Here is a 14,275-nt window from a genome sequence, read left to right as displayed (position 1 = left end):
ATGGCAAGTTCCTCGCGGCGCGGGGCACTAGGCCCGCCTTCCATCCCGGTGCGTCGTGCGCCGGGCGTCCGGCTCGCCGCAGTAATGCAGGATCTCGGCGCGGGCGGTGTTGCGCAGGCGCATGGCGGCCGGCCAGTCTGCGCCGTCCGGCCAGAGCGGGCTGCCGAATACCACGCCGATCGGCCCCCGGCGCGGCAGCCACTGGCCGTCGCGCAGCACCGAGCGGGTGCCGCGGATGGCGACCGGCACCACCGGCGCGCCGGCCCGCGCGGCCGCCAGGAACGCGCCGGAGCGGAAGGCCTGAAGCCCCGGGGCGCGCCCGAAGGTGCCTTCGGGGAAGAACAGCGCCGAATGCCCGGCGCGCACCGCCGCCACTACGCGCTCCACGTCCTCGTGTTCGCGCACGTTATCGAAGCGGTCGATGAAATCGGCGCCGATGCTGGCCAGGTAGGTGCCGGGAATGCGCTGGCCCTGCAGCTCGCGCTTGGCGACCATGCATACCGGCGCGGGCAGCGCCGCCACCAGCACGATGCCATCCAGGTAGCTGGCGTGGTTCGAGACCAGGATGCAGGGCCGGTCGCGCGGCAGGTGCTCAAGCCCTTGCACGAACCATGGCACCGCGCCCAGCCTGAGAAACAGCCGGGCAGCGTGGTGGCTGAGCGCCCAGCCCAGTGCCGGCCGGTGCAGTGCAACTGATGCCAGCCAGGTTGCCGGCGCCAGCGCGGCGAACAGGAGCCAGGCATAGAGGGCGTAGGACAGGCCCGCGGCGGTCTGCCGGCCGCGCCGCAGCTCCGGCCGCAGCGCGCGCCAGCCAAAGCGCGCGATCTGCAGCCAGGGCGCCTCCACGCCACGGCCGGGCCGTCCGTGCTCGAAGCGCTCGCGGCAGGCGGCGCGCCGGATCTTGCCGCTCGATGTCTTCAGGATGCTGTGCGGCGGCACCAGCGCGATATGGTCGGGCGGCATGCCCAGCACGTCGAGGGCGGTCTTCAGCGCCTGCCGGTGCAGCGCGCGGCGCGCCTGCACATCCTTCTCGGCGGTTTCCGCCATCACCACGATGCGTTCGGTGCCGCTCTCCGGATCGGGACTGCCGAACACGGCCACGCAGCCCTTGCGTATGCCGGGGATGGCGCCGACCGCCTGCTCCAGTTCATAGGGATAGATATTGCGGCCGCCGCGCACGATGGTTTCCTTGGCGCGCCCGGTGATATAGACCTCATCGGCGGCGATATAGGCATAGTCGCCGGTGTTCAGCCAGCCGCGGTCGAACAGCTGGCGGGTCTGCACGGGATTGCGGAAATAGCCGCTGGTGGCCGAAGGGCCGCGGAACTGCAGCAGGCCCTCATGCCGCTCACCCAGTTCGCATCCGGTGGCGTCGACGATGCGGACTTCGTGGCCGGACAGCGGCCGGCCGCAGGACGGGAATTCCAGGGTCTTGCGCTCACCATTGGGCTCGCGTTCGCCGGCGGGCACGGCCACGGCAGTGCGCGTGAACTCGGCGCGGTCGATGCGGTCGGCGGCCAGCCCGCGGCCCAGCGGCGGAAAGGTCAGGCCCAGCGAGGCCTCGGCCAGCCCGTACACAGGCGCGGCGGCCTGCGGGTGCAGGCCGTAGCGGGCAAAGCGCTCCATGAAGGCGCGCATGGTCTGCAGGCTCACCGGCTCCGCGCCATTGAAGACGAAGCGCCAGCTGGAAAGGTCCAGGCCGGCCAGGTCGGCATTGGCCAGCTTGCGCAGGCACAGCTCGAAGGCAAAGTTGGGCCCGCCCGAGAGCGTGCCGCGGTACTTGTGGATCGCCCAGAGCCAGCGCTCGGGCCGCGCCAGGAAGGCAAGCGGTGACATCACCACCAGCGGGTAGGCGTAGTACAGGCTGCCCAGCCAGGCGCCGATCAGGCCCATGTCGTGATAGAGCGGCAGCCAGCTGACAAAGACGTCCTGCGAGCCGACGGCAAGGGTCTTGCCCATGGCGCGCAGGTTGGCCAGCAGGTTGGCATGGCTGAGCACGACCCCCTTGGGCGAGCCGGTGCTGCCCGAGGTGTATTGCAGCAGGGCGATGTCGTGCGTGCGCAGCATCGGATGGACCGGGGCGCCGCCGCCGTCCTCCAGTTCCTGCGGCGTGAGCACGCTATGCAGCGTTCCCGTGCTGGCCTTGAGCAGGGCCGCCAGCGGCCGCGCCTGGGCCACCGTGATCAGGATCGGCGCCTGCGCGTTGGCCAGGATGCCGGCGTGGCGCTGCAGGTGGTCGCCGATCTGCGCCAGCCGCGCCGGCGGGTAGAGCGGTACCGGAATCCCGCCCGCCAGCAGCACGCCGCAGAAGCTGTAGAAGTACTCGGGGCTGGTGGGCAGCATGATGGCCACGGCCGTGCCCGCGCTCACGCCGCGGGCGACCAGTCCGGCGGCGATGGCCGCGGCGCGGCGGTGCAGCTGCGCAAAGCTGATCTGCGTGTCTGCGCCGTCGCCGTCCTGCAGGATGATGTGGGTGCGCTCCGGGTGGCTGCGCAAGTGCCAGCGCAGCACGTCCGGCAAGGTGGCGGCGCCCTCGGGCGCCTGCGCCGCCCGGGCAGGGCGGGCCTGGCGCAGGTGCGCGCCGCTTGCGCCAGGCGGGAGGTCCTGGGCGGCGAGCAAGGCACGCAGCAGCGCGCGCGGGGTGTCGGCCTGGGCCAGCACCTGCTCTGGCAGGCTGACGCCGAAGCGGTGTTCAAGGCGGGTCAGCAGCTCGGCGCGCGTCAGGCTGTCAAAGCCCAGTTCGCCTTCGAGCGTGCTGTCCAGCGCGACCGTCACTTCAGACTCTGCCGGCGGGCGCATGGCCGAAGACATCTCCCGCACGATGCCGAGCAGGGCATCCTCGTAGTTCTGCCTCGGGGGAGAATCCGCTTTCATGCGCGTACGGCCTCTGTCCACGCAACGCCGCGGCCGCCGCCGAATTCTGGCTGGCACGGCGGCCGTTCCGGATGGCGCCTGGACTGACACCCTAAAGATAGCCCGCGTGCGGAAATTGTCGAGGCAGGTGCCGAACCGGGTACAGGCCGGCAAGCCCCCGACTGCACGCCGATCCGGCAGCATCGTGCACATGGCAAAGAAATTCGCGCTCGCACGCGGGCTGCCTCTCTATGCTGGAAGGTAGAGCGCTGACGCGCATTCCCGAGGATGGCAACGTCATGAACGACGATGCAGCCCTGGCCGGCCGGATCCTGGAGGTCGCCCTGATGCTCGGCGAGCGCAGCGGTTGGGACGCCCTGCACCTGCATGACGTCGCCGATGACATGGGCATCGGCCTGGACCAGATTCATCGACATTACCTGCAGAAGGACGACCTGGCCGAGGCCTGGTTCGAACGTGCCGACCTTGCGCTCGTGCGCGCTGCCACGCGTGAAGGCTGGGCTGCCCTATCGCACCGCGAGCGCCTGGAGCAGGCCATCCTCGCCTGGCTCGAGGCGCTGGCCCCGCACCGGCAACTCACCGCCCAGATGCTGCGCTACAAGCTGCAGCCAGAGCACGTGCATCTGCAGGTACAGGGCCTGCTGCATATCAGCCGCACCGTGCAGTGGCTGCGGGAATCGGCCCGCCTGCCCGAATCCGGCTGGCGCCGCGAAGTGGGGGAGGTCGTGCTGACCGGCATCTTCCTCTCCACCTTCGGCTACTGGCTGCGCGACCGTTCGCCGGATACCGGGCGCACGCAAGCCTGGCTCGAACGGCAACTGCGCTGCGCCGAGCGCCTGGCCTGGCGCCACCCTGGCGACAAGGGGGGCCGGTCGGGATGGATACGATCACGCATGCCTTGATGGGAGCGCAGGCCGCGCTTGCCATCCCCATGGCCGAGGCCCCCGGCCGGCGACTCAGCACGCGCGAGCGCCTGCTGCTGGGCGCTGCCGCCGGTGCCTTTCCGGATATTGATTTTCTGGGCTTCCTGGTCCATCCGCTGCGCTTCCTGGCGCAGTGGCACCAGGGGCCGACCCATTCGCTGCTGCTGCTCCCCGCCTGGGGCGCGCTCCTTGCTGGCCTGTTCTGCCTGGTGGCCCGCCGGCGCGAGGCGTGGAGAGATGCGCTGGCGGTCAGTTGCCTCGGCGTGGCCAGCCATATCGCGCTGGACCTGATCACCGTCTATGGCACCCGCATCTTCTATCCCGGCTCCGAGCGGCGCTTCAGCCTTGGCACCAGCTTCCTGGTCGATCCGTTGCTGAGCGGCATCGTCGTGTCCGGCCTGGTCCTGGCACTGTTCCTAGCGCTGCAGTGGCGCAGTCGGGCCGCCCTGGCGGGGATCGCGCTGCTGTGCGCCTATGTCGGCGCCCAGGCCGTGCTCAGGCAACGGGCGCTGGAACTGGGCAACGAATCCTTGCGCGCCGCCGGCATCCAGGCGCAGGGCGTGGACGCGCTGCCCCAGCCATTTTCTCCGTTCAACTGGAAACTGATCGCCCGCGCGGAGACAGACTACCGCGTCGCCCACGTCAACCTGGCCGGGCATCCGGCCTGGGTGCCGCAATGGCAGGTGCTGGGGCGCCTGCCGGCCATGGCCAGGGCCTACGAGCCGCCCGCGTGCATGGCCTGGACACAGCGGCCGCGGCCGCCGGAGGCGCCGGCTGAGCAGGCGCTGGCATGGCAGCTCTGGGTGCGGCCGGACTTTGCCGATTTCAGGCAATTCGCGGTCTATCCGGCCTTGTCCGCCATCACGGCGATGCGGGCATCGCCATCCGTGCCGCCGGGCGAAACAGTCGCCTGCGTCTGGTTCACCGACCTGCGCTACGACCTGCCCGCGCTGGAAGACACCTTCCGCTATGGCTACTGCCGCGACAGTGCGCAGGCACCGTGGCGGCTGTACCGGCTTGCCTATTTCAGCCAGGACCAGCGTCAGCGCCTCGACTAGCATGGCAGCGAAGCCTCTGTCGGAAAGCGGTCATTGACGCTGACTTACCGTGACCGGGACGATTTTTTCCAGTTGGTCCAGCAACAGCTCCTTTTGCTGGGCCGGCAGCTTGACCAGACTGGGATACATGTTAATCAATGCCAGCCGTTGCGAAGACGACTTGGAGGGCAGCAGCATGAGCAACCCCGCCTTCTCACGGTCGGACAGCGATGACAGCTGCGGTAGCGCGCTGAGTTGCACCATACTGGCGGACCCAACCGAAGGCACGGCAGCTTCGTCCGTCACGGCCGACGGTGCCCATTTTGCCCCTCCTGGCGACGTGCTTTGCGCGGCCAATGGGCTCGGTCCCGACGAAGCTTGCTGCGTGGCTGCCATTGATGCGGGGGCGGAATCCCCTCCGCCGCATCCGGTAAGCAGCAGACTGAACAGCAGCATCCACCGAGCATGCAAAAAATGGCGCGGTGCATGCCACCCGTGGCAATTAAGGTGAACGTCTTGTTGCATGGTCAAGCATCCGATGATTCAGGAAAAAGCGGGCGTGGCACCGCATGAAATGCTGGTACCAGCCGCCACCGATTGCAGACGTGCCAGCGGATGCTGGCACGCCCATCCCTATGGCTTAGGACGCCCTCGCGTATCAGCCGAATGTGCCGAAGCCTGTGCTAAGTCAATCAAGGACCCACGATGCTGATATAAGGCTGGGTGAAGCCCGCGAAGGTGACCGTATACACGAAACCCGCAAGGGTTGGGCCCGCGATCAGCTGCTTGGTCCAGTTCCCGTTGGGGCAGGTGGCCGCGTTTAGTAACTCCTGGGTGGTCGGCGCCGTCGTACTGAGCGGCGGCACTACCAGCTGCCCGTTCCTGGAAGGTCTCAGGGTTCCCGACGAAGTAGCGTCCGTGGACTGCGTCTTCACCTCGACGATCTGGCCGCCATGGTTTGTGCACTGCACGGTGCCTGAGTAAGTCGCTGACAGAATCGCTGTCGCATTAGTTTTGCCGACCCCCCCGATGGTGGTCCCGGTACAGCTGACATCCTGGCTGGAATTTACGGTGCATACCGGCTCGGCAGAGCCGCTTGCATAATGTGCTCCGCTGGGCCCATTGGCGGCAATGGTTTCGGCCCAAGCTGCGGGAGCGACCAGCACCGCAGCCAATGTAACTAAAGCTAGATTCCTCATCTTTTTCTCCAAGAATCCATTGAGCCCCCGGATGAGAAAAATTGGCTTGCTGTTTACTTTTTTCTTCGCTCCGCAGTATTCAGCAGATCCTTAAAGCTATGATGGTTACCTCCTCGCTTCGTATTAAAAAATATGCGCTTCAGCATTGCTGCAGAATTTACATTTTGGTATGTAATAACGTTCTCGAAAGTATAGTTAAAGCAAGGCGGCGAACTGGAGATTTCTTTTGGTTCAGGGGAAGTTGTGCGCTGTATTTTTGGGCGCAATGGCTGCCCAGTCGACCTATACTTATTTTTTTGCCGCGCTGCAGATCCACAAGGTTGTCATCGGCCGCATTAGGCAGCAACATGCGCTGATACCGGCCCACCGAGGCTGGTTGCCCAACAGGCATGGCCAGGTGCGGTTCTCAATTCTTATTAATAGAAAAACGACAAAGCGGAAAAACGACAAAGCGGAAAAACGACAAAGCGTCGTACGATTTCAGCGTGCGGCTCCAGACTCGTCGAAGTGGCGAATAAGTCTGCCTTTGCGTTGCACGTAATACAGGCTATGCCGACAATGCGGTCGCCGCCAAGGCGCGTCGGATGGCTGCGTCGGGTCGGCGAGAGACAGTGAGCAGGCATGCGCGGGCCCGGGGCTGGTACAAGGGCGCGGACCTTGTGGCCTACTGCGTGTTTGGCATGCGGGTCGGCAAGGGAAAGGATTTGCGCCGGCAGCCGCTGGAGCGTCCACTCCGTCGACTTCTGGCCGAGCCGCGTGCAGGGCTTCTGTACGCGGATAGCGTCGAGGATGGCGCGTGGCTGTACGGCCATGCGCTCTCACCGGGGTGGAGGGAGTGGTGAGGAAGCGCGCCGGCTCGCTGTATCAGGACGGGGAGCGCTCGCGCGAATGGATGAAGATCAAGCGTCCCGGCGCCGTGCCGCCGCCGAGGTTCACCCGGTAATCACGTCTCAATAGGCAAGTAATTGCCCTATTCGCCGTTGAAACACACTTAATGGCGCAATGGTTTAGATACTCTGGCGGATGCCGATTCAACGACCATCATTCAGCATGGAATGTGCGGGGCTGCTGTTTCGCCTCGCATTTAAGGCCCTCGGGGAACCCCCCGGTCCCCGGGGGCTCTTTTTCTTCATTAGATGGGCGACATCACTGAATGATGCATTGGCATATTCTGTTTCCGCCAAGTTTCAAGCGAAAGAGTGTCGAAGTCACGCACTGATCTCGCGCTGGCGGTGGGTAGTCGCAAAGCGCGCGCCGGGTTTGCGCGCTAGTACGCAGCCAACGCCGTTCAGCCCTTGGGCGGGATGATGGTCTTCGACGCCGTGACACGGCCGGCGATGGACAGCACGGCGCCAAGGATCGACGTGACCACGTCGAGCGTATAGTCCTGCAAGGTCTGTCCGGCTGCCATCTCCGGCAGCGATCGCACTGCCGGGCCCGCGTTGTGCCGCAGCCTGTAAGCAGCAGCACAACGGCAATCAGGGTGGAGCCTTTCCAGGCTCGCGGTCGCGTTGATAAGTGTGACGTCGATGCTGCCGCGCGGCCTTCTCGCTGTCGAAAGTAGCGCTGATGCGCTGTCCCTTCATGCGAACCAGGGCACGAACCGTGTGCCCCCGTTGCTCGAAATTAGCCATTCTGGTGCACCGCTATATGTGTGTTTTTGCGACGGATATACTAGCTCCGCAGTGCCCCAAAGCGTCGGTTTGGGGCACATTCGTTTCCACCTACCCACACTGAAACCCCATGTTTCCCAGCCGTTTTCGTACTGATAACCGAGATTCCAATATCATGCTGTGGGTGGTGGCGGTCGGCTTCTTCATGCAGACGCTGGACTCGACCATCGTCAACACCGCGCTGCCGTCAATGGCGCACAGCCTGGGCGAGAGTCCGTTGCGGATGCAGTCGGTGGTGATTGCCTACTCGCTGACCATGGCGGTGGTCATCCCGGCCTCGGGCTGGCTGGCGGACCGCTTCGGCACCCGCACCATCTTCCAGACCGCCATCGGGCTGTTCGTGGTGGGCTCGCTGCTGTGCGCCGACGCGCCGACGCTGAACTTCCTGATCGGCGCGCGCGTGGTGCAGGGCGTGGGCGGGGCCATGCTGCTGCCGGTGGGGCGGCTCTCGGTGCTGCGCACCTTCCCGCGCGAGCAGTATCTGCAGGCGCTGAGTTTCGTCGCCATCCCCGGCATGATCGGCCCGCTGATCGGGCCGACGCTGGGCGGCTGGCTGACGCAGGTGCTGTCGTGGCACTGGATCTTCCTGATCAACGTGCCGGTCGGCCTGCTGGGCGCACTGGCCACGGTGCGCTATATGCCCAACGCGCGGCTGACAGGCATCGGGTCCTTTGACATCGCCGGCTACCTGCTGCTGGCCATCGCCATGCTGGCGCTGTCATTCTCGCTCGACGGGCTGGCCGGGCTGGGCTTCCAGCACGCCACCGTGCTGATGCTGCTGATCGCCAGCATGGCCGCGCTGACCGCCTACGGGCTGCACGCCAACCGGCGCAAGCAGCCGCTGTTCCCGCTGCGGCTGTTCCGCATCCATAGCTTCAGCGTAGGGCTGCTGGGCAACCTGTTCGCACGGATCGGCAACGGCTCGATGCCGTTCCTGATTCCGCTGACGCTGCAGGTCAGCCTGGGCTATTCGCCGTTCAATGCGGGCCTGATGATGCTGCCCGTCACCGCGGCCGGCATGGCCTCCAAGCGCCTGGCCACGCGCCTGATCCAGCGCTACGGCTACCGCCACGTGCTGGTGGCCAATACCTTCGTGGTAGGGCTGGTGATGGCAGCCTTTGCGCTGATCACGCCGCAGCTGCCGCTGTGGCTGCTGGTTCCGCTGCTGGCGCTGTTCGGCATGGTCAATTCGATCCAGTTCACGGCCATGAACACGGTCACGCTGAAGGACCTGAGCGGGGCCGGCGCCAGCAGCGGCAACAGCATGTTGTCGATGGTGCAGATGCTGTCGATGAGCCTGGCGGTGACCTCGGCGGGCGCCTTGCTGGCGACCTTCCAGCACCGCTTTGGCGGCGATACCGCGGCGGTGCTGCCAGCGTTTCATGCCACCTTTGTCTGCATGGGGCTGATCACGTGCGCGTCGGCCTGGATCTTCATGCAACTGGGCGTGCGGGAGCCCGCGCCGGCGATACCGGTGCAGCATGGCGAGAAGGAGGTGTAAACAACTGCGTGGCACATGGGCCGCTTTGGGGGGGCGGCCGCGAACTTACCCGGCACTTCCCGGCTCCTATCCACATGAGCCGGCAGCGCCCGGTGCAAGGAGGCGTCCATGCAGCCGACAGGCAAGTCCGGGTCCGAACCCGCCATCCCGCCGTCGCCAGGCCCCGCTGCCGGCGGCAGCACGGTGCCGCGCTCGGCCCCGGCCACCCCTGACGGCGCCGGCGCGGTGCCGGGGCCAGTGGCGGCGCCCGGCAAGGTCCATGCGGCGGCGCGGCCAGCGCTGGTCACGCACCGGGACTGCCCGCCGCCGCACACGTTGCCCGGCTGCGCCTGCGCCGACATGCTGTCGCCCGCGGCGCGCTACTGCGAACTGTTCGTCGATGTCCAGCACAGCGGCCTGTTTGCCGACAGCAAGACCTTCCCTGACTGCATTCCCAACTGCGACCCGGACCTGATCGTGGCGCGCTACCGCGAAACGCGCGACACGCCGGGCTTCTCGCTGGCCGATTTCGTGCAGGCGCATTTCACCCGCGCCATCGTGCCGGAGAGCCACTACGTGTCAGACCCGGCCAGCACCCTGCGCGAACATATCGATGGCCTGTGGCCGGTGCTGACGCGCGAGCCCGTGGCCCATCCGCCGCTGTCGTCGTTGCTGCCGCTGCCGCACCGCTACGTGGTGCCGGGTGGGCGCTTCGGCGAGCTGTATTACTGGGATTCCTACTTCACCATGGAGGGCCTGGCCGGCAGCGGGTGCGGCGAGCTGATGGTGGAGATGGCGCGGAACTTCGCCTACCTGATCGACACGTATGGCATGGTGCCGAACGGCACGCGCAACTACTACCTGAGCCGCTCGCAGCCGCCGGTGTTTGCGCTGATGGTGGACCTGCTCGAGCGCGAGCAGTTGGCCAGCGCCATCGACTTCCTGCCGCAGTTGCGCCGCGAATACGCCTTCTGGATGGACGGTGCCGACTGCGTGCGGCCCGGCCACGCGCACCGGCGGGTGGTCTGCCTGCCCGACGGCGCGGTGCTGAACCGCTACTGGGACGACCGCCCGTGGCCGCGCGAGGAAGCCTTCCTGGAGGACATGGAGACCGCGATGCGCAGCGGCCGGCCGCATCACCTGGTGTTCCGCGACCTGCGCGCCGCGGCGGAATCGGGGTGGGACTTCAGTTCACGCTGGCTCGATTCGCCATCCACGCCGCCCGGCCGGACCGCGGACCTTGCCACCATCCGGACCACGGCAATGTTGCCGGTCGACCTCAACGCACTGCTCTGGCACCTGGAAACGCGCCTCGCCGCGCTGTGCGAGCAGACCGGCGATGCCGCGGCAGAGGCTTACCGCGCGGCAGCGCAGCGGCGCGAAGCAGCCATCCTGCAATACATGTGGGACGACCCAGCGGGCGCCTTTGTCGACTACGACTGGTGCCGCGGCGCGCCGCGGCTGTGCCTGACCGCGGCAATGGTGATGCCGCTCTATCTCGGTCTTGCGCGGCCGCCGCAGGCGCAAGCCGTGGCGCAGGCGGTGAAGGACCGGCTGCTGGTCGACGGCGGGCTGGCCACCACGGAATGCACCTCTGGCCAGCAATGGGACCAGCCCAACGGCTGGGCGCCGCTGCAATGGCTGGCCGTGCGCGGGCTGGCACGCTATGGTCACGACGACCTGGCGCGTGAGATCGCGCAGCGCTGGCTGGCGACCGTGGCCAGTCTCTACATCCATGAATGCAAGCTGGTGGAGAAATACCGCATCCGGAATATCGGAGCCCGGGCCTTGGGCGGGGGTGGGGGCGAGTATCCGTTGCAGGATGGCTTTGGTTGGACCAATGCGATTGCGGGCGCGTTGATGGCTCTCTATGGAGAGGTGCCGGCAACGTGCCGGGCGGATGATGTCGCGAGCTGAGGGGGCCCGTTCAAAACTTCACTGAAACACTCATCCAGTACCGCCGCCCATCCTCGACATACCCATAATCGGTGTAGTTCACCTGCTTGTCGAAGAGGTTGTAGATACCAGCAAACACCGACACGTTCCTGGTGACCGCATAGGTCGCCCCCAGGTCGAAAAAGGTGTATGACGGCGCCACCACGGTGCTGGAAGACGGCCCCGTGATCGGCTGGCTTTCCTTGCCGCGGTAATTGACGCGCGCCCAGGCGTTGACCCGCTCGCTCGGCCGTCAGTTCAGCGTGGCCACCAGCAGGTGCATCGGCAACTGGTTCAGCGGCTGGCCCTGGTACTGGCCGCTCTTCTGTTCTGACTTGATATAGGTATAGCTTCAGGTCAGCGACCACGCTTGCGCGATCGGCCAGCGCAGGCTGGCTTCCACCTCGCGCGAGTAGGCGCGGTCCACGTTCATGTAGGTAGTCGGGTCGGCGCCGAACCGGTTTGGTCCGTCGGTGCACTGCGTGGTCGGGCAGGCGACGCGCGTGATCTTGTCCTTGACGTCGTTGTTGAACAGCGTCACGCCCGCCTGCAGGCCGTTGCCCTTGTCATAGAGCAGGCCCAGTTCCTGCGACACCATCGTCTCACAGTTGCGCAAGCAGCGCGTCGACCAGGTGATCCTTGCGGGCATGGCCGCCAATCCGTGCGTCGAATCCCATCTGCGTGATCTGCTGGAGCAAGGTTTCGAAGTTGCTGTCGTGCGCGACGCCGTAGCTACCCGAAGGGGATGGGTATCACGCGGCACTGGTCAACTTCCGCTTCATCGCAAACGCGCTGTGGGATACCAACGAAACCGTGCAGCGGTTGGCAGGAAAGATTGAAGCAGCCGCGTAGCGCCTGGCGCGGCAATGGCAGGGTGCATCAATGTCTGGTTCAAAGAATGCATAGAGGCGACTCACATGCCCAAGATTCCTTCGCGCTACAGCTATTTCGCCTATGGCGTTATCCAGGCCGGCTTGACCTGCTCCATCGCTGCTGCCATCGCAAGCCTTCCATTTGCAGAAGAAGGCCAGTTCTTTCAGCACTGGCTAAGGTCCTGGAGCGTTTCCTGGCTGACCATGCTGCCGGTTGTCGTGTCGGCTACGCCCATCATTCGCCGCCTGGTCGATCGCATGACAAACCACTCTTAGGTCATACCGTCCCATGTCGATGGTCGATGGCCTAGTTGAAAACGATAAACATGTGCCTGTTGACTGCGTCATCGCTCAACTACATTGAAGCCTGCACAAACCAGCACGCATCGGCACCATGACCAAGAACCTGACGCTCAGGCATGCGGAAACGGAAGCCGAGATCCATGCCTGCTTCCCGGTTATGCGGCAACTGCGCCCCAAGCTGCAAATGCCGGAAGACTTTCTCGACACCTTCATGCTGCAAAGCGGACAAGGGTACCGGCTGCTCGCGCTCTGGGACGATGGCAAAGCTGTTGCGCTGGCCGGATATCGGCGTCTTGACAACCTGATCCACGGGCGCTTTCTGTACGTCGATGACCTGATCACCGATGCCGAAGGCCGGGGGCAGGGTCACGGCGAGCGTCTGCTGCGGGCGCTTTGCGAGCTTGGACGCACAGAAGGCTGCCAGCGACTTGTCCTGGATACCGCACTCGCGAACGCGCTGGCCCAGCGCTTCTATTTCCGTTCCGGCCTGCTCGCCAAGGGCCTCCACTTCTGCATGGAGTTGCAATGAAGCCCCTCAGCCTGCTGCTGCTCGATTGCAGCCCGCGCCGTGACTATCCCACGAGCCAGCGCTCCGAGTCGATCTGGCGCGGGGATGCCGCGTTCCCTAACATGGAATCGTTCCACCTTCCTCAGCACGGAGAAGCATCATGAAGATTGTCATCATTGGCGGGACCGGCCTGATCGGCTCGAAGACCGTTGCCATTCTGCGCCAGGGCGGCCACGAGGTCGTGGCCGCCTCGCCCAAGAGCGGTGTCAACAGCATCACTGGCGAGGGGCTCCAGGAGGCCCTCGCCGGCACTCAGGTGGTGATCGACCTTGCCAATTCCCCGTCGTTTGAAGACAAGGCGGTGCTGGAGTTCTTCGAGACCTCCGGCCGCAACCTTCATGCGGCGGAGACCAAAGCGGGCGTTCAGCACCATGTCGCGCTGTCCATCGTCGGCACCGACCGGACGCCCGAAAACGGCTATTTCCGTGCCAAGGTCGCGCAAGAAAAACTTATTGAGGCCTCCGGCATCCCCTACACCATCATCCGCTCGACCCAGTTCATGGAATTCATCGGCGGCATCGCCGATTCCAGTGCGCAAGGAAATGTCGTCCACCTTTCGCCTGGGCTGTTCCAGCCGATTGCGGCGGACGACGTTGCCGCAATCGTTGCCGATGTAGCGCTCGCGCCACCGCGAAACGGCATCGTCGAGATCGCCGGCCCGGAACGAGCCCCGTTCAACGAGATCGTCGCCCGCTATCTCAAGGCGGTTGGCGACCCGCGTGAAGTCGTGCGCGACCCCGAGGCCCGCTACTTCGGCGGCCGGGTCGAGGAACATTCGCTCGTGCCGTTGGGCGAGGCGCGCCTCGGGCGCATCGGCTTAGAGGAATGGCTGCGTCAATCGCAGCAACGATAGTCCGCAGGGCGCATGCCCACGTAAGTAGCAGCGCTTTCGTCAGTACCACATTGAGCAGATCACCAGGAGCAAACATGACCCAACGTACGAATTACTTCCAGCAATCCCCGGAACTGTCCAAGAAGCTCATGGAGTTCGGCGCGCTGTTCCAGAAGACCACGATCGAAGAGCCCATTCGCGAGCTCGTCGAGATTCGCGCATCGCAGCTCAATGGCTGCGCGTTCTGCGTCGACATGCATATCAAGATGGCGAAGATCCACGGCGAGCGCGAATTGCGCCTGCATCATGTGGCGATCTGGCGCGAGTCGACGCTGTTCTCGCCGCGCGAACGCGCCGCGCTGGCCTGGACCGAGGTGCTGACCAGGCTTCCCGCCGAAGGCGTGCCCGACGATATCTATGAGCGCGTGCGCACCCAGTACAGCGAGAAGGAACTGTCTGACCTCACCTTCCTAGTGGGGGCAATCAATACCTGGAACCGCCTGAACGTGGCTTTCCGCATGGTGCCTGGTTCGTCGGACAAGGCGTTCGGGCTCGACAAGGCCAACCTGGAGTGATGCC

At 65.4% G+C, this 14,275-nt stretch carries 12 protein-coding genes and 2 pseudogenes; 9 read left to right on the top strand and 5 right to left on the bottom strand.

Going from position 1 to position 14,275, the window contains the following annotated elements; all coding sequences use genetic code 11:
- Window positions 1–27: 27 nt before the first annotated feature.
- Window positions 28–2,874: an AMP-binding protein gene (locus KB879_RS15670; RefSeq protein ID WP_211982055.1), complete on the bottom strand. Its 2,847-nt coding sequence runs from the start codon at window positions 2,872–2,874 to the stop codon at window positions 28–30.
- A 278-nt stretch (window positions 2,875–3,152) separates the two neighbouring features.
- Between KB879_RS15670 and KB879_RS15665 the strand changes: the two genes are divergently transcribed.
- Window positions 3,153–3,776: a hypothetical protein gene (locus KB879_RS15665; protein ID WP_041228937.1), complete on the top strand. Its 624-nt coding sequence runs from the start codon at window positions 3,153–3,155 to the stop codon at window positions 3,774–3,776.
- The gene (locus tag KB879_RS15660) at window positions 3,752–4,855 is read left to right on the top strand and encodes a metal-dependent hydrolase (RefSeq protein WP_211982053.1); all 1,104 of its coding nucleotides are present in this window, start codon (window positions 3,752–3,754) and stop codon (window positions 4,853–4,855) included. Before KB879_RS15665 ends, KB879_RS15660 begins: the two co-directional genes overlap by 25 nt.
- 30 nt (window positions 4,856–4,885) lie before the next feature.
- On the opposite strand, the gene KB879_RS39385 is transcribed toward KB879_RS15660, so the two are convergent.
- From KB879_RS39385 to KB879_RS40200, 3 genes are all read right to left on the bottom strand, one after another.
- Complete coding sequence (locus KB879_RS39385) at window positions 4,886–5,359, bottom strand: FAM174 family membrane protein (RefSeq protein WP_249221317.1); 474 nt, start codon at window positions 5,357–5,359, stop codon at window positions 4,886–4,888.
- Window positions 5,360–5,526: 167 nt separating this feature from the next.
- On the bottom strand, window positions 5,527–6,033 hold the full coding sequence (locus tag KB879_RS15650; protein ID WP_211982051.1) for a hypothetical protein: 507 nt from the start codon (window positions 6,031–6,033) through the stop codon (window positions 5,527–5,529).
- Between the two features lie 1,288 nt (window positions 6,034–7,321).
- Complete coding sequence (locus KB879_RS40200) at window positions 7,322–7,444, bottom strand: hypothetical protein (RefSeq protein WP_256449323.1); 123 nt, start codon at window positions 7,442–7,444, stop codon at window positions 7,322–7,324.
- Between the two features lie 377 nt (window positions 7,445–7,821).
- Here KB879_RS40200 and mdtD point away from each other — a divergent pair, with 377 nt between their 5' ends.
- Both mdtD and treF read left to right on the top strand, forming a co-directional pair.
- Complete coding sequence (gene mdtD / locus KB879_RS15645; protein WP_249221316.1) at window positions 7,822–9,207, top strand: multidrug transporter subunit MdtD; 1,386 nt, start codon at window positions 7,822–7,824, stop codon at window positions 9,205–9,207.
- 108 nt (window positions 9,208–9,315) lie between these two features.
- A complete protein-coding gene (gene treF, locus KB879_RS15640; RefSeq protein ID WP_211982047.1) occupies window positions 9,316–11,103 on the top strand; it encodes an alpha,alpha-trehalase TreF in 1,788 nt (595 codons plus the stop codon).
- Window positions 11,104–11,113: 10 nt separating this feature from the next.
- On the opposite strand, the pseudogene KB879_RS15635 reads toward treF, so the two are convergent.
- Window positions 11,114–11,725, bottom strand: a pseudogene (locus KB879_RS15635) (TonB-dependent receptor domain-containing protein); the annotation flags it as partial.
- Window position 11,726: 1 nt separating this feature from the next.
- Between KB879_RS15635 and KB879_RS15630 the strand changes: the two are divergent.
- The 5 genes and pseudogenes from KB879_RS15630 to KB879_RS15610 all read left to right on the top strand — a co-directional run.
- Window positions 11,727–11,973: pseudogene (locus tag KB879_RS15630) on the top strand (isochorismatase family protein); the annotation flags it as partial.
- A gap of 65 nt (window positions 11,974–12,038) precedes the next feature.
- Window positions 12,039–12,269 carry a DUF2798 domain-containing protein gene (locus tag KB879_RS15625; protein ID WP_211982045.1) on the top strand — a complete coding sequence of 77 codons (231 nt, stop codon included), beginning with the start codon at window positions 12,039–12,041 and terminating at the stop codon, window positions 12,267–12,269.
- A gap of 118 nt (window positions 12,270–12,387) precedes the next feature.
- Entirely contained in the window at window positions 12,388–12,825 is a 438-nt protein-coding gene (locus KB879_RS15620) for a GNAT family N-acetyltransferase (RefSeq protein WP_153953338.1), read from the top strand.
- A gap of 139 nt (window positions 12,826–12,964) precedes the next feature.
- Window positions 12,965–13,717, top strand: a complete 753-nt coding sequence (locus KB879_RS15615) for an SDR family oxidoreductase (protein WP_153953339.1) — start codon at window positions 12,965–12,967, stop codon at window positions 13,715–13,717.
- 74 nt (window positions 13,718–13,791) lie between these two features.
- Entirely contained in the window at window positions 13,792–14,271 is a 480-nt protein-coding gene (locus KB879_RS15610) for a carboxymuconolactone decarboxylase family protein (RefSeq protein WP_013953672.1), read from the top strand.
- The last annotated feature ends 4 nt before the right edge of the window (window positions 14,272–14,275 follow it).

Source organism: Cupriavidus sp. KK10, from assembly GCF_018223725.1.
Classification (GTDB): domain Bacteria; phylum Pseudomonadota; class Gammaproteobacteria; order Burkholderiales; family Burkholderiaceae; genus Cupriavidus; species Cupriavidus necator.
Note: the sequence above shows the minus strand (reverse complement) of the source record. Positions and strands in the feature narration are given on the sequence as shown.